The 19,280-nt window shown below is 66.5% G+C and carries 15 protein-coding genes and 4 tRNA genes; 7 read left to right on the forward strand and 12 right to left on the reverse strand.

Annotated elements, in window-relative coordinates; all coding sequences use genetic code 11:
* Nucleotides 1-124: 124 nt before the first annotated feature.
* Nucleotides 125-2,593 carry a glycerol-3-phosphate 1-O-acyltransferase gene (locus NNI01S_RS27050; RefSeq protein ID WP_084489342.1) on the forward strand — a complete coding sequence of 823 codons (2,469 nt, stop codon included), beginning with the start codon at nucleotides 125-127 and terminating at the stop codon, nucleotides 2,591-2,593.
* Between the two features lie 39 nt (nucleotides 2,594-2,632).
* Entirely contained in the window at nucleotides 2,633-4,045 is a 1,413-nt protein-coding gene (locus NNI01S_RS27055; RefSeq protein ID WP_063023227.1) for a 1-acylglycerol-3-phosphate O-acyltransferase, read from the forward strand.
* 345 nt (nucleotides 4,046-4,390) lie between these two features.
* On the opposite strand, the gene NNI01S_RS27060 is transcribed toward NNI01S_RS27055, so the two are convergent.
* The 8 genes from NNI01S_RS27060 to NNI01S_RS27095 all read right to left on the reverse strand — a co-directional run bounded on the left by NNI01S_RS27060 (nucleotide 4,391) and on the right by NNI01S_RS27095 (nucleotide 11,071).
* Nucleotides 4,391-5,110, reverse strand: coding sequence for a polyprenol monophosphomannose synthase (locus NNI01S_RS27060; protein ID WP_281180692.1), 720 nt, complete (start codon nucleotides 5,108-5,110; stop codon nucleotides 4,391-4,393).
* A 211-nt stretch (nucleotides 5,111-5,321) separates the two neighbouring features.
* Nucleotides 5,322-5,504, reverse strand: coding sequence for a hypothetical protein (locus NNI01S_RS27065; RefSeq protein WP_063023232.1), 183 nt, complete (start codon nucleotides 5,502-5,504; stop codon nucleotides 5,322-5,324).
* A gap of 85 nt (nucleotides 5,505-5,589) precedes the next feature.
* Nucleotides 5,590-6,267 (reverse strand): GAP family protein, encoded by a 678-nt coding sequence (locus NNI01S_RS27070; RefSeq protein ID WP_063023234.1) that lies wholly within the window; start codon nucleotides 6,265-6,267, stop codon nucleotides 5,590-5,592.
* Between the two features lie 605 nt (nucleotides 6,268-6,872).
* Nucleotides 6,873-8,006: a tyrosine-type recombinase/integrase gene (locus NNI01S_RS27075; RefSeq protein WP_063023236.1), complete on the reverse strand. Its 1,134-nt coding sequence runs from the start codon at nucleotides 8,004-8,006 to the stop codon at nucleotides 6,873-6,875.
* Nucleotides 8,006-8,548: a helix-turn-helix domain-containing protein gene (locus NNI01S_RS36180; RefSeq protein WP_245676389.1), complete on the reverse strand. Its 543-nt coding sequence runs from the start codon at nucleotides 8,546-8,548 to the stop codon at nucleotides 8,006-8,008. Before NNI01S_RS36180 ends, NNI01S_RS27075 begins: the two co-directional genes overlap by 1 nt.
* A gap of 23 nt (nucleotides 8,549-8,571) precedes the next feature.
* Nucleotides 8,572-9,282: a hypothetical protein gene (locus NNI01S_RS27085; protein WP_063023238.1), complete on the reverse strand. Its 711-nt coding sequence runs from the start codon at nucleotides 9,280-9,282 to the stop codon at nucleotides 8,572-8,574.
* A complete protein-coding gene (locus NNI01S_RS27090) occupies nucleotides 9,279-10,313 on the reverse strand; it encodes a helix-turn-helix domain-containing protein (RefSeq protein ID WP_063023240.1) in 1,035 nt (344 codons plus the stop codon). Before NNI01S_RS27090 ends, NNI01S_RS27085 begins: the two co-directional genes overlap by 4 nt.
* Nucleotides 10,310-11,071 (reverse strand): helix-turn-helix domain-containing protein, encoded by a 762-nt coding sequence (locus NNI01S_RS27095; RefSeq protein ID WP_157114989.1) that lies wholly within the window; start codon nucleotides 11,069-11,071, stop codon nucleotides 10,310-10,312. The genes NNI01S_RS27090 and NNI01S_RS27095 overlap by 4 nt, the downstream gene beginning before the upstream one ends.
* 259 nt (nucleotides 11,072-11,330) lie before the next feature.
* Here NNI01S_RS27095 and NNI01S_RS33895 point away from each other — a divergent pair, with 259 nt between their 5' ends.
* The gene (locus NNI01S_RS33895; RefSeq protein ID WP_084489343.1) at nucleotides 11,331-12,080 is read left to right on the forward strand and encodes a GntR family transcriptional regulator; all 750 of its coding nucleotides are present in this window, start codon (nucleotides 11,331-11,333) and stop codon (nucleotides 12,078-12,080) included.
* A 728-nt stretch (nucleotides 12,081-12,808) separates the two neighbouring features.
* On the opposite strand, the gene NNI01S_RS27105 is transcribed toward NNI01S_RS33895, so the two are convergent.
* The 4 genes from NNI01S_RS27105 to NNI01S_RS27120 all read right to left on the reverse strand — a co-directional run bounded on the left by NNI01S_RS27105 (nucleotide 12,809) and on the right by NNI01S_RS27120 (nucleotide 13,876).
* Nucleotides 12,809-12,882 (reverse strand) — tRNA-Phe (locus NNI01S_RS27105).
* A 58-nt stretch (nucleotides 12,883-12,940) separates the two neighbouring features.
* A tRNA-Asp gene (locus tag NNI01S_RS27110) sits at nucleotides 12,941-13,014 on the reverse strand.
* A gap of 29 nt (nucleotides 13,015-13,043) precedes the next feature.
* Nucleotides 13,044-13,116 (reverse strand) — tRNA-Glu (locus NNI01S_RS27115).
* A 94-nt stretch (nucleotides 13,117-13,210) separates the two neighbouring features.
* Nucleotides 13,211-13,876 (reverse strand): TetR family transcriptional regulator, encoded by a 666-nt coding sequence (locus NNI01S_RS27120; protein WP_063023247.1) that lies wholly within the window; start codon nucleotides 13,874-13,876, stop codon nucleotides 13,211-13,213.
* 852 nt (nucleotides 13,877-14,728) lie between these two features.
* Here NNI01S_RS27120 and NNI01S_RS27125 point away from each other — a divergent pair.
* The 4 genes from NNI01S_RS27125 (at nucleotide 14,729) to dusB (ending at nucleotide 18,991) form a co-directional block, all read left to right on the forward strand.
* Nucleotides 14,729-14,801, forward strand: a tRNA-Lys gene (locus NNI01S_RS27125).
* Nucleotides 14,802-15,026: 225 nt separating this feature from the next.
* Complete coding sequence (locus NNI01S_RS27130) at nucleotides 15,027-15,509, forward strand: Het-E N-terminal domain-containing protein (protein WP_063023249.1); 483 nt, start codon at nucleotides 15,027-15,029, stop codon at nucleotides 15,507-15,509.
* Between the two features lie 1,218 nt (nucleotides 15,510-16,727).
* Nucleotides 16,728-17,699, forward strand: coding sequence for an acyl-ACP desaturase (locus NNI01S_RS27135; protein WP_063023251.1), 972 nt, complete (start codon nucleotides 16,728-16,730; stop codon nucleotides 17,697-17,699).
* A gap of 149 nt (nucleotides 17,700-17,848) precedes the next feature.
* On the forward strand, nucleotides 17,849-18,991 hold the full coding sequence (dusB, locus tag NNI01S_RS27140; protein WP_063023363.1) for a tRNA dihydrouridine synthase DusB: 1,143 nt from the start codon (nucleotides 17,849-17,851) through the stop codon (nucleotides 18,989-18,991).
* The last annotated feature ends 289 nt before the right edge of the window (nucleotides 18,992-19,280 follow it).

The following is a 19,280-nucleotide window of genomic DNA, read 5'->3' on the forward strand; positions in this document are numbered from 1 at the left end:
CTCCCGTGGGAGGACGCGCCATTCGCGCGGCCCCGCGACGAACTCGCCGCGCCGACTGCCTGCGCGGAATAGACCCTCCGGGATTGAATAGTGGGAAGCGTCACCTGCGGAGGGAAGAACATCGATGATCGATCACCGCGGCGATTCACCCGCGACAGCCCGGCCCGGGACCGCACCGCGATCGGTGGTGGCCCTGATCGACGCGGCCTCGGGGGTGGAACGCGAACTCGTCGGCAAGTGGCTCGCCGACGGCGGGATCGGCGCGGAGTTCGGCACCGACGCGCCGGTCACGCAGCTGGACCTGGACGCGGGCGCGGTCGCCGCCCGGCTGGTCGGCAGGCGCGACGATCCGCTGGTGGTACCGATCCGCGTGCTGTGGCTGCCACCCGAACGCGACGGCGTGCGCCGCGTCACCTTCGCCGATCTCGCCCTGTTCACCAACCCGCGCAAGCCCAATCGGCTGGCGCAGCGCAGGCTGCTGGCCAAGTCACCGGACCGGCACGTCGTGCTGACCGGCGCACCCGCCCGCCTCAGTGAGCTGCGCGCGAACAACCCGGAGGCTTCGGCCCTGTTCGACAAGGGCACCGCCGAGCCGTTCGCCCGCGCCGTCGTGCGCGCGGCGGTGGTCGCGCTCGAACGCGCCGAACGCACCATCATCGGCGACCGGTACAAGGTGCCCAAGCTGGTCGCGGAGGAAATCCTCGACTCCCCCGACTTCCTGCGCAGACTGGAATTCATCGCCGACCAGATCGGGGCGAGCCCGCACGAGGTGTACCGCCGCGCGGAGAAAGCGCTCAACGAGCTCGTGGCCGCGCAGAGCAGGCTGATCTCCGACCTGTTCACCCAGGCCATGCGCCCCGTGCACGCGTCGACCTGGAATGTGGACTCCGACGATTCCGGACTGGCCGGATTGCGCGATCTCAACCGCCGCTATCCGCTGGTGTTCCTGCCCTCGCACCGCTCGTACGTCGACGCGTTCGTGCTCGGAGACGTGCTGGCCCGCAACGACTTCCCGCCGAACCACGTGATCGGCGGCGCGAACCTCAGCTTCTGGCCGATGGGCCCGGTCGCCCGGCGCACCGGAACGGTGTTCATCCGGCGCAGTTTCGGCGACGACGAGGTCTACAAGGCCGTCGTCGAAGAATACTTCGCCTATCTGCTGGCCAAGCGCTTCAACCTGGAGTGGTACTTCGAGGGCGGCCGTACCCGCACCGGCAAGCTGCGGCCGCCGCGCTACGGCTTGTTGAACTACCTTTCCGCGGCGGTCCGTTCCAACCGCATCGATGACGTCATGCTGGTGCCGGTCTCGATCACCTACGAGCGGCTCAACGAACTCGGCGCCATCGCCACCGAGCAGGAGGGCGGCAAGAAGAAACCCGAAGGCCTGACCTGGCTGGCGCGCTACATCCGCAGTCAGCAGCATTCCGCCGGGCACGTGTACGTCCGCTTCGGCGAGCCGCTGTCGGCCCGCGACCGGCTCTCCGCGCACGGCGACCCGCTCACCACCCCGCCGCTGACCATCCCGCTGCACCACACCGAGCCGATTCCGCCGCCGCGCGCCGAAGCCGGGGTCGTCGACAGCGAACCGCCCGAGATCGCCGAACTGGAGCGAAGGGCCGTGCAGCGGTTGGCGTTCGAAGTGGCGGTCGGCATCAACGCGGTCACCCCGGTGACGGTCAACGCGTTGGTCACCCTGGCGCTGCTGGGTGTGGACGGGCGCGCCCTCACTCTCGGCGAGGTGCGCACGGTGCTCAACCCCGTGCTCGGCTACATCGACAAGCGCGAACTGCCGCGCGGCGAACTCGAGGCCCTCCGCGACGAACAGGGCCTGGCCGTGGTGCTGGAACAGCTCTCGCTGACCAAGGTGGTCACGGTGTATCGCGGCGGGATCGAACCGGTGTACTCGATCGAGTCCGGTGCGCACCTGGAGGCCGCCTTCTACCGCAACAGCGCCGTGCATTGGTTCGTCAACCGCGCGATCCTCGAGCTGTCCATCCTGTCCGCCGTCGACAGCGACGACGCCGATGCCCTGCGAACCGGCTGGGACGAGGCCTTCCGGCTGCGCGATCTGCTGAAGTTCGAGTTCTTCTTCCCCGACCGCGGCGAGTTCGCCGATCAGATGGTCGCGGAGATGCTGCTGGTGGATCCCGACTGGTACAGCCATTCCCGCCGGGACACCGACGGCTCGGACATCCTGGCGAAGCTCACCGCCTCCGGCTTCACCATGGCCCACCGTGTGCTGCGCTCGTTCGTCGACGCGCAGTTGGTGGTGGCCGAACGGCTGGCCGACCGCGACCCGCGCGACGAGATCGATCGCAAAGAGTTCATCACCGAATGCGTGGCCGTCGGCAAGCAGATGATGCTGCAGCAACGGCTGCACAGCCCCGAGTCGGTCTCCACCGAGCTGTTCACCAGCGCTCTGAAGCTCGCCGACAACTACGGCCTGCTGGAGACGGTGTCCGAGGACGATCCAGACCCGGCTCGGGACGAATTGATCGAGCGGCGAAAGGAATTCGCCGAACGCCTGCGCGTGATCGGCGCCCGCATCGCCCAAGCCGCCGCGCTGGACCCGTCGAACCGGGAGGCGCGGTGAACGATCGACCCGAAAGCACCGCGGTACCCAGGAGGATCGATGACCGACGCGCGCGCTGACCTCGACGCCGCGCTCGCCGCCATCCGCTCCGGGCCGCAGGGCCCCGCGGTCGCCGCGGTCTTCGATTTCGGCGGCGCGGTCGTCGACGGCCCCGGCCCCCGGCGCAGGCGGCGCCACAAGCCGGCCGACGTTTTGCTCGACGGCCTCCGTCACCACATGACCGACGGTGAATACAGCCGTCTGCTCCGTGAACTGTCCGCGACGCTGGCCGGACGCTCCGAAGAGGAACTGGACGAGCTGGGCAGGCGCCAGTTCAAGCGCACCGTGTACGGATATCTGTATCCCGAGGCGTGGGAGCTGATCCGGACGCACCGAGCGGCCGGGCACACCATCGTGCTGGCCACCTCGCTGACCAGGTTTCACGCCGCGCCCGCGGCGGCGCAGCTCGGCATCGAACACGTGCTGCACACGCCCATGGCCACCACCGGCGGAGTGCTCACCGGGTATCCCGACGGTAAGACGCTGTGGCGCAACGGCAAAGCCGAGGCGGTCACGGCGTTCGCCGCCGGGCACGGGGTGGATCTCGGACACAGCTACGCCTACGCGGGCTCGGCCGCCGACACACCCCTGCTGTCGCTGGTAGGACATCCGGTGGCGGTGAACCCCGATGACGAGCTGGCCGACATCGCGGACCGGAGTCGGTGGGACCGGCTGACGTTCCGGCCTCGCCGCTCGCCGCGCGCCGGCGATTACGCACGCACCGCCGCGGGTTTCGCCGGATTGCTCGGGGGCGCGCTGTTCGGCGTCGCGTCGAAAGCGCCCACGAAGGACCGGCAACAAATGGCCGACGCGTTGATGGCGCACGCCGCCCGCAACACGCTGCGCATCGCGGGCGTGCACGTGCGCGTCACCGGCGCGGAGAACGCGAAGTCGCCGCGGCCCGCGGTCTTCCTGTTCAACCACCAGAGCCAGTTCGACATCATCATCGTGCCCGAGGTGCTCGGCGGCGGTGTGACCGCGATCGGCAAGAAGGAGCTGACCAAGAATCCGGTCTTCGGCCCGCTCATGCGCTTCGTCGGCGTGACGTTCATCGATCGCGCGAACCCCACGCTGGCGAAGGCGGCGTTGCGGCCGGTGGTGGAGACTCTGCGCGGCGGCTTGTCTGTCGCGGTGGCTCCGGAGGGCACCCGCTCCTATACCCCCGAAGTCGGACCGTTCAAGAAAGGCGCCTTCCACATCGCGATGCAAGCGGGAGTGCCGGTGATCCCGGTCGTCATACGGAACGCGGGCGAGATCTGCTGGCGCAACGCGATGGTCGCCCGGCCGGGCACGGTCGACGTGGCGATCCTCGACCCAATCGACGTCAGCGCCTGGAATCCGGGCGATCTGGACGAGCACGTGGCGCGAGTACGCCAACTGTTCGTCGACACACTCCTGGATTGGCCGCACTGACCGGCCAGTCCCGATCAACGGCAGCGGTGGGGGTTGAACCTGCCGCCGGGTTCGGCGAAGCCGCAGACGGCGCACCCACGCGTCGTCCTACCCTCCACGGTGTAGCAGCTGGTCGGCATGACGACCGCGCTGTAGTCCCGCGGCGAACAGGGCTCAGCAAGCGGTAGGTGTTGGGCGTGCCGTCGGCGACCATCCTGCGGACTTCGTCAGCACCGGAGCATGCCCGCAGTGCTCGTGCCTGGCGCGCGGGCGCGACCGGACCCGCCGCCGGCTCAACCGGCCGGGCGGAGACCGCGTCGGCAGCGCCGGGCCATGCCCGTGGCGAGCAGGAGTCGTCGACAGTGCTCAGACGGCGCGACCGAACAGCAGCTTCCACGGCATGAGCGCCGATTCGAGCTGCACTTTGAGGCTCATCTTGGACGCGCCGAGCGTCCGCTCCTCGAACCGGATCGGCACCTCGGCGATCGCGATCCCCTTCTTGATGGTGCGGTAGTTCATCTCCACCTGGAAGGAGTAGCCGTTGCTACGGATCGAGGCCACCTCGATGGCACGCAGGGTGTCGGCCTTCCATGCCTTGAAGCCCGCGGTGGCGTCTTTGACGCCCAGACGCAGGATCAGGTTCACATAGAAGTTGGCCCAAGCCGACAGCGCCTTGCGGTACCACTTCCATTCGGCGGCCGTCGAGCCGCCGGGCACGTAGCGGGAGCCGAGCACGACGCCCGCGTCGGTGGTGGCCAGCTTCTCCAGCATGGCCGGGATGACTTCGGCGGGATGCGACAGGTCGGCGTCCATCTGGATCACCACGTCCGCGCCCTCGTCCAGAGCGCGCGTGATACCCGCCACGTAGGCGCGGCCCAGCCCGTCCTTCTCGGTCCGATGCAGCACACCGACCACGTTCGGAAGTTCGGCGGCGAGCTTGTCGGCCACTTCACCGGTGCCGTCCGGCGAGCTGTCGTCCACCACGAGCACATGCAGGTCGGGCACCGGCAGCGCGGTCAGCCGCTCCACCGCAACCGGCAGATTCTCCCGCTCGTTGTAGGTCGGCACAACAACGGTAACCCTCAAGGGTCGCCCTCCCTGCTGATCCTGGTTTCCGCTCGCAGCCCACGCCAGGACCTCCGAGCATTCGTCGAGTTCTGGAGAACCGTACTCGATACCCCTGATCGCGAACCGAGCGGCCGCACCCGGTGTGACGCCGCCCGGGCCCCCGACCTGCGGCTCAAGATCAACTTCACCGGTCCGGGGAAGGATTGCCGCGCGTCGAAGCCGTGCGGCCTCAGTCCCCGTCCCGCCAGGCCCGGTCCCGGGCGTCTTCCCTCGCGTTGCGCGCGTGGGCGATCTCGAGCGCCCGCTCCGCCGTCGCCTGGTCCGGGTACGGACCCATCCGGTCGCGGAACCAGCACTGCCGCCCTTGCTCGGCCCGATTGTGCTTCAAGCAGTAATACCAGCGCTCAGCCATACCTCCAGCATCCCACCGAACACCACACCGCAAACCGCAATTCCCGTTGGCCCACCATTGCCGGACCTACGGTGGCGGCAATTCATCACCAGAGGCTTCGGTAATGGACGAGGGCGTCGCACAGGAGCGCCAGTCCGAAGATCGCGAAAAGCACGCGGACGGAGATCGGCCCGTATGTGGTGATAATGCGAACAACTTTTCGATACATCCGCCGCGCTCCGGTCGTCCGCCGCATCGCGAGTGCGAGTATCACCAGCGGCGGCAGCAATGCGAGCGCGCAATACGCGACGATGATCAGCGGCCACAACGTCGGCAGCGGATTCCGTGCGGAGATCATCGCGAGTCCGGCGAGATAAGGCACCGCTGTAGGCGCCTGGGCGATACCGATCGCCACGCCGAGGCCCGCGAGTACCCATGGCCGGCGGCGCAATGCGGTCGTCCGCTCCGGGGCCATCGTCCCGGTCATCCGAATGCTCGCGAGAGCGATCAACACCGCCCCCGCCGCCAGTTCTCCCCAGTACCGCACCGCCGGCGTGATCTCGAAGTCGATCAGATCGGTCAGGAACCCGATCCCCAGCACGGTGCAGATCCCGAAGGCGGTGGTGACCGCGAAGACGCCCGCCAGCAGGCTCAGACCGCCCACCAGCGGCGACCGACGACTCAGCCTGCTGTCATACACGACGGCCGTGGTGACGCCGATGAGCAAAAGGTCGAGCGAATCGAGGAAGGCGAACCCCGCGAGCGCGAGAAGAAGGGTCGACATGGCCGCGCCAGCCTACCCGCACCCAGCCGACCACAACCCGACCCCGAACTCTGATGCGCCGCTGTGTGATTCACCACATCGAGGCCTTGGTCCGGCACAGCGGCGACCAACTGCCCCCGCGTCTCGCTAGCGGCCGAGCAATGGAACCGGGAGGGACGACGCCCTGCCGAGGGACACCACCCCTGACCACATCAGCAGCGAGAACGTCCACCCACCCCCAACCCGGCCCGGCTGACAGCGGAGGGTCGGCACACCCCAATCAACAGGAGACGTGGCCCCCACCTACGAGTAAAGAACCCAAACAACACGACCATTGAACCGACGAGATGACCCGGACGACACTACGAGAACCAATCCGGACGATTCCCCCTATCACAACCACCACCGAGGGGTCCGGGGGCGAAGCCCTCCGGGCGGGGCGTGGGAGTTGCGCCCCCACAGAAATGACGAAACGAGCCCGGTTCACGCTCTCCGTGAACAGGGCTCGCCTACGAGTGGAGTGGCCAGGGCCGGGATCGAACCGGCGACCTTCCGCTTTTCAGGCGTTAGATAAATCCGCTGGTCAGCTGGTACGGGCGGCCCTGGCGTGTGATCTACGTGCTATATCAATGCTTGACCACGATAGAGCGCGGCAGATCGACGGCGTTTCCTCGCGCGGCGAGCTTGCTCAAGGCCTCCGCGATCTCACGGTCTCGTCCATCGACGGCGTGAAGATATCGAGCCGCCGCCGCGTTGGATGAGTGCCCAAGTCTCTTCTTGAGGTCCGCGAGAGTCGCCCCCGTTGCGGCAGCAAGCGTTTGGCCAGTGTGCCGGAGGTCATGGAACGAGACTTTCACGCCGACTCGATCCCGGGCGCGCACGAACGCTTGATAGATGGCGTTGCCCCGCATCCGGTTGCCGTCACGACCGACGAACAACCACTCTTTGCCTGCCCACTGCTCGAGGTGGTCGACCAGGTACGGCCGCAGGTGCGGCGGAATCGATACGGGCCGCTTACCAGCATCCGTCTTCGGCTCCTTGTCGAACTGCTCGGGCGACTCCAGCAACTCCACCCTATTCCGGCGCACCCAGACCTCGTTGTTCGTCAGATCGAGGTCGGCTGTTGCCAGGCCGCAGATCTCACCGCGGCGAAGTCCACACCACGCCGCAAGCAATACAGCTGCCCGGTACCTCGGCGTTATCGTCTCCACCACGTCCGCCACCTCCACCGGCGAGGCAATCGGCCGTTCCTTGGCTTTGTCCGACCCAGCGCCACGGATATTGAACGGATTGGTCGGGATGGCGTTGTCTCGCTTCGCCTGATTCATCACCGCACGCCCGAATCTGTAGGACTGTGCAATGGAGGTACGGCCGCCCGTTCCGGCGAGAGCTGCGGCGTGCCACCGACGAACGACCGGCCCGGTGATGCCGATCAACGGCTTATCCAACAGCTCAACCATGTGCAGACGCATATTCCGCGTGCATGTCTCCGCCCATCGAGGTCCAATGTCCGGGTTGTCCCGCAGGTACGCCTCGGCGTACTCGCGAAACGTCTGGCGCCCGAGCGCAGAGTCCAGCCAGACGCCTTTGCTGATCTCGGCCTCTACGGTCACCAGCCACCTGTCGGCATCGGTGCGGGTGCGGAACGTCTCAGGCGCGTTCTGGCGGCGCTGATTCGGCCCGATGAACGATGCCTGCCAACGCCCAGATGGCAGCTTCCGCACATAGCCGAACCGCCGCCTTCTACGAGTGGCGACCATCAGGCGCTCACCTGGCCGCCGTGCCAGTGGACCGTCACAGGTTCCACGCGCCCGGCCTGGGCGAAGTCTTCGAGGTCGTTGACCGCGAACCGGACGTGTCGGCCGACTTTGTAGAACACGATCCGGCGCTCAGCGACCAGCCGTCGCATGAATCGCTCGGTCGTACCCAGATAACCGGCTGCTTGCGGAACGCTCAGGTATTTGGCTTCGGTGCGGTCTTCGCCCCCGTTCATGATGGTCTCTCCGTTTCGGTGTGGTGCGATGGTTCGAGTGGTGGTGCGCTGGGCGGCGACAGACGGCACATCCGGTGCGTTGCTGTCTCGCCCGGTGCATACGGTGAGGTTTGACGCGTCACCATTGGTCGGGTCGGCGGCGATACCGGCCGGTTCAGGCGCGGCCGGTCCGGTCCGTTGATCGGACTGGCGGGTCTGTGGCCTGGCGATTTCCGTTGCTCGGTGAGCGGACTCGCCTGCTGTCACGTGCTGTGCACCGTCGGCCCGACCGCTGTTCCACCCGGTGCGCACGGCGTCGGCCGCTGTCACATCGGTGGTGCGTAGTGGTTCGGTCATGCGACACCCCACGGGGTGAGGACCGGGATATCGGGGTCGGTGAGGTCGTCGTAGTCGACGGCCGCGACGGTCAGTGCACCGTTGTCGAGGACACCGTTACGGGTGAGTTCGTCGATGGTGCGCAGCACGGTGTCCGGTTCGGTGTCTCCGGTGCACACGTACAGCAGGCCGTCGCACAGGTCGGTGGCGGTGCGGATGGTGCGCACCAGCGTTTCGGCGAGTTTGCTTGGCGTGGTCGAGTTGCCGACATCGACCTTGACTCCGACCGTTGCGCCGCCGAGGATCAGCTGCCCGTCGTAGGGGAACGCACCACGGTATTCGGTGTCGTAGCGCAGTTCCCGTTCCGAGCGCCAGTCGTAGAACCCGGTCGCGCCCAACGCGATCCGGACTTTGGCGACGGCGCGGCCGCGGGCAGACCACAAACGGGAAGGCTGCCAGTCCGGCATCGGGTGGCCGAACACCCGCGTCACGGCCGCGCGGGTCGGCACGATCCATTTCGGGCCGGTCGAGATCCGGGTGAGCGGGTGCACCATTCCGCCGGCGCGCAACCGAGTCAGCATTTCGTAGACGTGGTTGCGGCCGGTGCCGAGGAACTCGGCCAGCACATCCGGTTGCATCGCGCGGTGCTGTACGAGTGCGTAGATGCTGCGGGACTCGCGGCCGGTCGCGTAGAAGTAGTCGCCGTGATCGTGGGCGTGGAGTGTCATGGCAGGTCCTTGGAAGAGGCGGGGACGATGGCGCCGGGCGCGGTCTTGGCGGCGCGCAGGGCTTTGCGGTGGGTGAGGAAGCGGTTCCATTCGCGGTCGAAGTCGCGTATCACCAGGTGCATGTCCAGGTCGTTGAACGCGGCCGGGAGCCGTTCGGCGGCGGCCATGACGGTGTTCTCCACCTCACGGCCCCGGAACAGGTACAGAACGCCGGTCATGGGGCCGGGTTGCGCGTCACGGGCAGCCCAGATCGCGCCACGCAGGGCCTTGTCCATGTTCGCGGCGCTCTTGGCGGTCAACTCGACCTCGACCGCCCACCACCCATAGGTGCCGTCGACGACGCCGAGGAACCGGCCGTCGTGGATGTGCCCCACCGTGGCTGTACGAGAGCGTGACTGGCGCCGCTCCATCTCGGCCTCATGCCGTAGACGGCGCTCGGAAATCCAGTTGGTCAGATCCGCACCGTTGAGCATGATCCGGGCCTGGGCGACGGCACGGTAGTGCTCGCAATGGTTGTTCGTCGGCTTCCACACCGCGCGCGGCACCCAACCCAGATAGGTCGCCGCGGTTTCCCCGGTCGGCACCACCCACTTCGCCCCGGCCTGCACTTCGATCAGCTTCGGCTGCACAAGACGGTCTTTGCGCATCTGGCCGACCAGGTTGTAGACCGTGGTACGCGGCAGATCCAGGAACCAGCCCAGCACATCGGTTTGCATGCCGTACATGTCCACCAACCCCGTGACCGCGACCGTAGTTCGAGCCGAGAGCACCGCTGCCCCGGATCGGTCGGTGATCAGCCGGTGCGCCGACGCACGCGGCAATCCGATGCGCTCGCAGATCTCCCGGACCGTGTAACCGGACTCGTGCAGCGCGGTCGCTTCACCGAGCACGGTTTCGACCTTGCGGGCCGGGATGCGCAGCTGCCGCGCGATCTGCTGATAGGTGGCTCCCAGGTCACGCAGTCCCCGGATGCGCTCGTCACGGTCGGCCGCTCCCCCAGCCGCGTGAATCCTCCTGTTGTGGTCGGTCATCGGCTGCGCTCCACCCGAGGCCAGGACTCGCGCAGACGGTCGTACTCCTCCATCGTTCGGTACTGCGGGCGGTAGCGCGGCACCTCTACCGGCGTGGACCGCTGCGCCTGCTCGGCGTGCAGCTGCGGGTGGATGTCGGCTTCCTTGATCGGCGCCGACGCCGCGGCGTGGTCGGCCAAGGTCCGCGCGCGTTCGACACCACGGGCGCTGCGTGGACTGGTGAGCCCCAACTGCTGGCGCATCTCAGCGGCCTGGGCCTGGATCTGCTGCTCGGCCCACCGATGCCACACGCCAGCAGGGTCGGTCGCGGCCATCCGCTTTTCCAGTTCCCGATGGGCGTCCGGCCACAACTGCGTTTCGGGAACCTTGACCAGCTCCGACACCGCCGCCCGATGACGCGAATACGGCAGGCGGCCCTTGGCGATCCACCGCTCCACCGTCTTGGCGTCGACCTCCAACTTCTCCGCCAGCTGCTCCGGCGTCAGGCGCGCCCGGTAGATCGCCTCCCGCAACTCCTCATTCGCATCCGGCGAACGCCGCCGCGATTGACCGGGCCACAGCTCTTCCACGCTCGAACCGATCGCCTCGACCACCGCGTGGCGGTGCACCGGAAACGGTGGACGACCATCCATGAGCCACCGCTCCACCGTCTTTGGGTTGACCCCGACCTTCTTCGCCAGCTGCTCCGAGTTCACCCCGGCCGCCGTCATCGCCTGCCACAACCGATCGTTCGGCCGCCGCCGCTCTACACTGGACATGCTTCACGGACCTCTCATCCTGAAGTGAAAGACCGGAGGGGTTGCAGCCCGCTTCGGTCAACTGAGGCTCCTCGGCAGTTCGCGCTGCCGGGGAGCTTTTTTGTCGGCTGACGCGGTTGTCTACCGCCCACCGAGTGGTCTTAAAGTCTTCATTAAGACCACGGTTACTAGTAGAGCATCAGGGGTAAAAGAGGTCAAGTCTTCGTGAAGACTAGACTCAGAGGTAGGTTCCTACCCGCCGGAGAGACAAGGGCACCTCGTGGACACCAGCGCATTTGCACCGAAATACCGTCGGATAGCGGAAGCACTGCGACGAGAGATCGAGGCAGGTGAACTGCAACCCGGACAGCGGCTACCTACCGAACCCGAGCTGACGGACCGCTTCAATGTCAGCCTTCCGACGGTCCGACAGGCTCTCGGGGTACTGCGCTCCGAAGGGCTCATCGAGTCCCGTCATGGCATTGGGTCCTTCGTCAAGGAGACGAACCGCTTGCAACGGACGGGCTGGCGACAGTACGGCAGAGCGAGGGCCGACCAGAAGCTACTCACTCCCCATCTTCGGCACGAGATCGTTTTTGCTGGTGTTGAGCCCGTTCCAGGCCATGTTGTGGACCTCTTCCCCGCTGGCACCACTCATGTCGTGACCCGCCGACGGCATCTCTTCGACAAGGACACAGGTCGCCCCGAAGAGATCGGGGCCAGTTACATTCCGATGGATTTCGCGGCAGGTACATACCTCGAGACGCCGTCTGTCGTGCCGAAAGCGCTTTTCCTCTGCATCGAGGAGTTGTCGGGCAAGCGGTATGCGTGGGCGCAAGATCGCCTCATTGCTCGACTGGCTACTGCCGACGAACTCGCGACACTTGAGCTTGCTCCAGGATCGCCAGTGGTTCACGTGGTCCATTGCGCGAGAGCCGAGGACGGAACGGTTCTTGAGGTGGCAGAGTCGATTTGGCCCGCCGAACGCACAGTGATCGTAAACGAGTACCCGATCACGACCGACGGTTGAGTGACCGCAGAAGCCATTGATGGCTATGCGTCAACTTCGGCTGCGCGCTTGACACCTACGCATCAACCGGGCATTGGAACTTGATGCATACGCATCAACGCGACCCGGCCGAACTCTTCTCTTGTGGTCCTGCCTCCATCGCCAACTGCTCCGCGCGCCTCTCCGACTTCACCTCATCCGGATCGCGCTGCGCTAGACGCAACCACCGCACCTGACGCAACCACCCACCCAACCCTCCACTTGTGGTCCTCCACCTCACCACTTCACCCACTTAATTGACCCACCTGGCTCTCCCCTTACCCGCCCCCGATTCTCTAGGGGTTCAACGCTTCACCGAAGCCCTAGAGAATCGGGGGCGGGTGAGGGGAGAGCCCTGCACCGAAGGTGCAGGTCAACGAGATATCGAGATGAGATTTTCGGGATTAGACGGGACTACCGCGTCCCGGGACAATCCCGGGACAATCCTGAGACAGATCGCCCCTGAACGGCGGTCTCACGAGTCGCTGAGCGCCGCCACGTGCCTCCCCTTCACGCCGCTCGCGCGGCCAGCCTCCCCCGGGGCACGGACCGCTCAGCACGCGGCGATCCGACCATGCCTCGCCGTGCAACAACCGTGCGATACGTACCGGAGAATCCGGGTCAGATCGGGGCAATCACGGTCACTCACAGCGCGGCAAATCCTTCTCCAAAAGCAACAAGGACCAGCCGAAATGGCTGGTCCTTGTGAGTGGCCAGGGCCGGGATCGAACCGGCGACCTTCCGCTTTTCAGGCGGACGCTCGTACCAACTGAGCTACCTGGCCGCAGGCACCCGAAGTGAATGCCATACGCGAAACGCCGGATATCTCCGGCGCTTACTTGCGACCCTGACGGGACTCGAACCCGCGACCTCCGCCGTGACAGGGCGGCGCGCTAACCAACTGCGCCACAGGGCCTTGCTCTGCTACCAACGATCCGTAGATCGTACCCCCTACGGGATTCGAACCCGCGCTACCGCCTTGAAAGGGCGGCGTCCTAGGCCGCTAGACGAAGGGGGCTCGTCCCGGATTTCTCCGGACCGGCTTTCAACGGCTGTCCGTTGGGAGCTGGGATAGCTTATGACAGACCGGACTCGAATCCCAAACCGGCTGGTCAGAGACTCAAACCGAGCTCTTCCAAGCGTGCCTGCGCGCGCCAGCCGTCGCTGCGGAACTTCTCCAGCCATTCCATGGTGGCCATCGCCTCGACCACGACCTCGAGCGCCTCCTCGAATCGCGCCCGCAGGTCCACCTGTCCACCGAGGATGTCCACCATGTACCGCTGGCCGGCCAGCGCGGCGGCAAGAGTGCGCGTGAACCGGTCCGGGTCGGCGTTCGCGCGCAGCTGGCCGTGGTCGATGGCGCGCACGGTGAGCACCCTGGTGGTGCGGCCCAGGATGCGGCCGCCACCGGCCTGCACGTCCCGGTAGAAGTCGGGTTCGATGATCAGGCGATACTCGGCCTGCACGATGATGTCGTGCTCGAGCCGCAGCGCGATCTCGTCGACCACCCCGTGCAGGATGTCCAGCGGGCTGAGGTCCGTTCGCGCCAGCCAGCGCTCGGCGGACGCGCGGTAGCGTTCCACCGCGGTCTCCAGCACCGCGCGTGCCAGATCTTCCTTCGAATCGAAATGGAAGTACATGGCGCCCTTGGTGGCACGCGACCCTTCCAATATGCGGTTGAGCGATGCAGCGGCATAGCCGCTCTTCCCGAACTCAACGGCGGCGGATCTGATAATCGCCGCCCGTGTCCGGCGCGCCCGCTCTTGCTGCCGTGCCATGCTCGAAACGCCTCCGAAGCCTACTCGCCGCCAATCAGCCACCCCCAAAGGAACGGACCCTCGGCGCGAATTCATGAGTTTTATCAAACGTGAAACCCGGTTTCCGCCCGATTTCAAACCTTCGGTACGAAAACTCCCGAAAAACCTGAACCACACCAGCTGGTATAGTCTGCCTGCCCGGGTGCGCCGCAGGGGGTGCGCATCCGGGCATTTCTTCGTCTCGAACGCGCCTCCTCCTGCGGCATCGAGTTCCGTCGAGCCGTGGCCGGCGGGACCGACCGCGGCGTTCTCGGACACAGCAACGACAATCCGAATTCCGTGACGCCGAACGAGTCCGCGATTCTTTCGGAATTCACCAAGGCGTCACCGTACCCGGAATCCCGATCCGACACGCGGCAAACCGGCGAGTCAGGTAACCATCCGATTCCACTTTCTGTTACGGCAAATATTCGGCAACTCCCTCGGCTCATCCCGGGAGTGCGTGAATTGGCCAGCGGCCCAGGATGGTTCACGCGAGCGAACCGGCGTTCCGGACGCCCGGCCGCCGCCTACGTTTCGCCCGCCAACCCATCCCGCGCGCCTTCCCCGGCCGGAGCCGTTCACCCCCTGCAATTCCAAAGACATTGCCAGCCAACACGATTGAATGATATCCAGATCCAGCTGAGATGAACAAAGCTGGGTGCCAAGTGTTTACCGCCTGCATCGCCCACCGTGCACGCCGCGTTACCCAACTCCCCGTCGCCGCGCGCCCCACCCGGCCGCCACGCCGACCCCACCCCTCCACCCCGCCCGCCGACACGAACTCCCCCGATTGGGGCATCCGCCCCCGGTCCCACTACACTGTTCCTCCGCGCCCCTATAGCTCAGTTGGTAGAGCTACGGACTTTTAATCCGCAGGTCGTAGGTTCGAGCCCTACTGGGGGCACAGGCGCCGGGCGCCCGGGTCACCCCGGGCGCCCGTCCTGTTCGCCGGAGTTCTCCCCAGGGCGTCGCTGTCGCGGATTCCTCTTTCACTGCGACCCGCTCGCGTGCCGTGACTTCACGGCGGCTGCTTCCGTACTGGATTCGAATGACTGTGTCCGAGCGGATTTCCGGCTAGGTTGTGCGGGTCTGCCACCGGTGGGCGGGAGTCGAGTGGAGGGGCGACGGAATGGATCCAGTGACGTTGATCGCGGCCGCGGTGGCAGCCGGAGCGGCCGCGGGGGCGGGTGACACAGCCAAGCAAGCGGTCCGCGATGCGTATACCGCGTTGAAGAGGCTGATCACTCGCCGCTACGGGGTGCTCGAGGCCGAGATCGTGGGGGTGGAATCCGAACCGGAGGAACCGCTGCGGCGGCAACTGCTGGCCAGGCGGCTCAGCAAAACCGGCGCCGGTGATGACGAGCAGGTGCAATCAGCGGCGCAGGAATTGCTGCGGGTGGTCGCCGAGGAGGATCCCGCCGCCGCGGAAGCAGTGGGTGTGAAACTGACCAGGGTCGAAGCCGGCGGCGAGATCGAGATCAACGACTTGACCGGGTCCGCCGAGCGCGCGGTGGACTTCACCGATGTCAAAGCGGGCGGTTCGATCAGGATCAGTGGGGTGCGAGCCGGGAGGGTCGATGATCAAGACGACCCTTCGGCAGCGCAACGGTAGTCCCGCCCCGGTCGCATCGTCCGCAGAAGGGGCTATCCGCCCGGTGCGCCGACCTTCGACCTCGACGAGGTCGAGAAGGTGATCTGCGAATCGGCTCCGACATCACCATCGACCACTTCGCTGCCGGTGGGGGCCGAGTGGGCGTTGCTGAGCGGGTCGTCGCTGTATGTGGCGCAAGTGCGGGAGTTCATCGCCCCGTTGATGCACGAGTGAGAAGGCGAACTCGAGGTACTCCCGCGGCGTCCCCGATCCGGAGCGGCGTGCCCATGCTCTCGCCAACGTGGCTGCAGTCGTGACCGGCACCGACCCCGATCGCGCCGAAACCCTCGCCCGCCGCATCTCCGACCAGGAGCGGCGGGCCTATGGGCTCGCCAACGTGGCGGAGGTTGTGGCGGGCATCGATCTGATCACACCGAAACCCTCGCTCGCGGCATCCCCGACTTGCGGCAGGCCTATGCGCTCGCTCGTCCGGCCGGAGATAGCGGCGGCAGTGCCCTTGCCGGAAGCAAACGCCCTCTGGCACTCGCCTGGTCGGTTGTCAGGTGGGAGGTGGGAGGTCCCGATGTCGGCCAAGCCGGTCGTCGATTCCCTGTATTGCGCACGCTCGTGTCCGAGATGATCGACGGACAGCGACAGCTCACCGACAGTTCCGAGTGACACTCGATGACTGGAATCCACGGAGTCGAATCACGTGGTGGAAACCTGACCATGCGGTATGGATCCGTCGAGTTGCTCGTGCCGGTGCAGTAGGCGGCAGTGGGCCGACACCCACTGGACCCTGCCGACACCCGCTCATTTCCCACACCCTGTCGCCGTAACGCGAAGACGGATCCGCCTCGCGACCGCGATGCCCCGACGACGTCGTCGGCGGCCGGTTCACAGGAACATCGCAGCTAGACGCGCTACGGGGGCCGACACGCGCGAGCACCTGGGCATTTCGTCCCGTACCCGGCTCGCCCGGCGCGGCAGTGTGATCGACCACCCCCCGCTAACGCTCCGAGCGCCGCGTCGATAGTCCCATTGCTGCGGGCAGAACCCATACACTCGTGTAGATCACCGAACGGCGGAGGCGTCGTATGAGGTGGATCACCAGGGCATCGATCGTCTAACGGATGCGTTTCGCATCACACCTACGGTGCCGTAAGGTATGGCCGCATCGGTATCGGTCTACCTTGGGATGACCTGCACGACCGGAAGCACACACTGAAGGGTTCATACATGGCAAGGGATCTGACTCAACTCGAGCTTCTGACGGAGTTGGAGCCGGTTGCCGAAGAAAACGTCAACCGGCACCTCTCCCTGGCAAAGGAATGGCATCCGCACGACTACGTCCCGTGGGACGACGGCCGCAATTTCGCGGCACTCGGTGGCGTGGATTGGGATCCGGAGCAGTCCCGGCTCAATGAGGTCGCGAAGGCGGCCATGATCACCAACCTGCTCACCGAAGACAACCTGCCCTCCTATCACCGGGAGATCGCCGAGAACTTCTCGCAGGACGGCGCGTGGGGCACCTGGGTGGGCCGCTGGACCGCCGAGGAGAACCGCCACGGCATCGTGATGCGGGACTACTTGGTCGTGACCCGCGGCGTCGATCCGGTCGCCTTGGAAGAGGCCAGGATGGTCCACATGACCAACGGTTTCGCCTCCCCTGCCGAAGCCGACGCGGGCTTCCTGCATTCCGTCGCGTATGTCACCTTCCAGGAACTCGCCACCCGAGTCAGTCACCGCAACACCGGCAAGGTCTGTGACGATCCGATCGCCGACCGCATGCTGCAGCGCGTCGCCGCCGACGAGAACCTGCACATGATCTTCTACCGCAACATGTGCGGCGCCGCCCTCGACCTCGCTCCCGACCAGGCCATCGAGGCGATCACGCTGATCCTGGAGAACTTCCAGATGCCCGGCGCCGGCATGCCCAACTTCCGCCGCAACGGCGTGCTGATGGCCAAGCACGGCATCTATGACCTGCGCCAGCACCTGGAGGAGGTCGTCCAGCCGGTGCTGAAGAAGTGGAACATCTTCGAACGCACGGACTTCACCGCCCGCGGCGAGGCGGTCCGCGAGCGTCTCGGCCTGTTCCTGGACAAGCTGAGCAAGGACGTCATCAAGTTCGAGGAGCAGCGCGACCGCATGCTCGCCCGCGAAGCCGCGAAGCGCGACCGCCAGATGGCGGGCAGCTCCGTAGGCTGACCGCAGCGGCAGCACGCCGCCGTCCAGGACGGGACGGCGGCGCGGTATGAACGGACTCGTGAAGCGGCCGCCATCGCGACATACGTACTGGGCGAGCGACCCGCTCCGGCCGACTTACGTGCGGAAATGAGACACTTGTCGGCGTGACGATGACTACCGAGGCGACAGCGAAACTGCGGATCGGGCCGTATCCGGTCGATCCGCCGGTCGTGCTCGCGCCGATGGCGGGCATCACGAATCTGGCATTCCGTAAGTTGTGCCGCGAATTCGGCAGCCCGACTTCGATCTATGTGTGCGAGATGATCACCGCGCGTGCGGTGGTGGAGCGTAACGAGAAGACGCTGCACATGATGTCCTTCGACGCCGACGAGACTCCCCGCTCGATGCAGCTCTACGGCGTGGATCCGGACACGCTCGGTGAAGCGGTGCGCATCATCGTCGGCGAGGGCTGGGCCGATCACATCGACCTGAACCTCGGCTGCCCCGTGCCCAAGGTCACCCGTCTCGGCGGTGGCGCCGCCCTGCCGTACAAGCGGACCCTGTTCCGGCGGATCGTGCGCGCCATGGTGAGCGCGGCCGAACCCGCGGGGGTCCCGGTCACCCTGAAGTTCCGGATCGGCATCGACGACGACCACCACACCTATCTGGACGCGGGCCGCATCGCGGAAGCCGAGGGTGCGCGGGCGGTCGCGTTGCACGCGCGCACGGCCGCGCAACGCTACTCCGGCCAGGCCGACTGGTCCGCGATCGCCCGGCTCAAGGAGACTGTCACCTCGATCCCGGTGCTCGGCAACGGGGACATCTTCTCCGCCGCCGATGCCGTCCGCATGATGGACGAGACCGGATGCGACGGCGTGGTCGTCGGCCGTGGCTGCCTCGGCAGGCCGTGGCTGTTCGCCGAGCTGCAAGCGGCGCTGCGCGGTGAGCCGCTGCCCGAGGCGCCCGATCTGGGCCGGGTCGGCGCGGTGCTCTACCGGCACGGCGCGCTGCTGTCCGAGCATCTCGGCGAGGACAAGGCCATGCGTGATCTGCGCAAGCACATGGCCTGGTATCTGATGGGCTTCCCGGTCGGCTCGGATCTGCGTCGCTCGTTCGCCACCGTGGGCAGCCTCGCACAGCTGGAAGACCTGGTCGGCCGGCTCGACCCGGCGGTTCCCTTCCCGGAGGACGCGGAAGGCCCGCGTGGCAGGCAGGGCTCGCCGGGCAAGGTGGCGCTGCCGCACGGCTGGCTCGACGATCCGGACGATCCCGCGGTGCCGCGCGCAGCGGATGTGATGCACAGCGGCGGGTGATGATGGCAATCGCACAGCGAACAAGAGCGTCAACACTGTTGTGACCTGTTCGATTTCGCTGTGGGGTGGCCTGCCGTGGCGGAATCGTTATCATTGCGGGATCGGTGCCGCCGGTCCGGTTCGATCCAGGCGGAAAGCAAGACGAAAAGCGAGGTTCGTTGGTGGGTGACGATCGGCACGGGCGTTCGCCACGGCCCGGAGGTCGCGCCCCGTGGGAGCGGTATCCCGCGGCGGACTACCCCGAAGGAGACGCCGCACGCACGTCTCGTCGTTCGCGCCATACCGACGC

The organism is Nocardia niwae NBRC 108934 = DSM 45340 (genome assembly GCF_001613465.1).
Lineage (GTDB): Bacteria > Actinomycetota > Actinomycetes > Mycobacteriales > Mycobacteriaceae > Nocardia > Nocardia niwae.

What these genes read in the sequence shown, in the direction of transcription:
- NNI01S_RS27050 (WP_084489342.1), top strand. Translation starts at nt 125, where the DNA reads ATGATCGATCACCGCGGCGATTCACCCGCGACAGCCCGGCCCGGGACC.
- NNI01S_RS27055 (WP_063023227.1), top strand. Translation starts at nt 2,633, where the DNA reads ATGACCGACGCGCGCGCTGACCTCGACGCCGCGCTCGCCGCCATCCGC.
- NNI01S_RS27065 (WP_063023232.1), bottom strand. Translation starts at nt 5,504, where the DNA reads ATGGCTGAGCGCTGGTATTACTGCTTGAAGCACAATCGGGCCGAGCAA.
- NNI01S_RS27070 (WP_063023234.1), bottom strand. Translation starts at nt 6,267, where the DNA reads ATGTCGACCCTTCTTCTCGCGCTCGCGGGGTTCGCCTTCCTCGATTCG.
- NNI01S_RS27075 (WP_063023236.1), bottom strand. Translation starts at nt 8,006, where the DNA reads ATGGTCGCCACTCGTAGAAGGCGGCGGTTCGGCTATGTGCGGAAGCTG.
- NNI01S_RS27085 (WP_063023238.1), bottom strand. Translation starts at nt 9,282, where the DNA reads ATGACACTCCACGCCCACGATCACGGCGACTACTTCTACGCGACCGGC.
- NNI01S_RS27090 (WP_063023240.1), bottom strand. Translation starts at nt 10,313, where the DNA reads ATGACCGACCACAACAGGAGGATTCACGCGGCTGGGGGAGCGGCCGAC.
- NNI01S_RS27095 (WP_157114989.1), bottom strand. Translation starts at nt 11,071, where the DNA reads ATGTCCAGTGTAGAGCGGCGGCGGCCGAACGATCGGTTGTGGCAGGCG.
- NNI01S_RS27120 (WP_063023247.1), bottom strand. Translation starts at nt 13,876, where the DNA reads ATGGCACGGCAGCAAGAGCGGGCGCGCCGGACACGGGCGGCGATTATC.
- NNI01S_RS27130 (WP_063023249.1), top strand. Translation starts at nt 15,027, where the DNA reads ATGGATCCAGTGACGTTGATCGCGGCCGCGGTGGCAGCCGGAGCGGCC.
- NNI01S_RS27135 (WP_063023251.1), top strand. Translation starts at nt 16,728, where the DNA reads ATGGCAAGGGATCTGACTCAACTCGAGCTTCTGACGGAGTTGGAGCCG.
- dusB (WP_063023363.1), top strand. Translation starts at nt 17,849, where the DNA reads ATGACTACCGAGGCGACAGCGAAACTGCGGATCGGGCCGTATCCGGTC.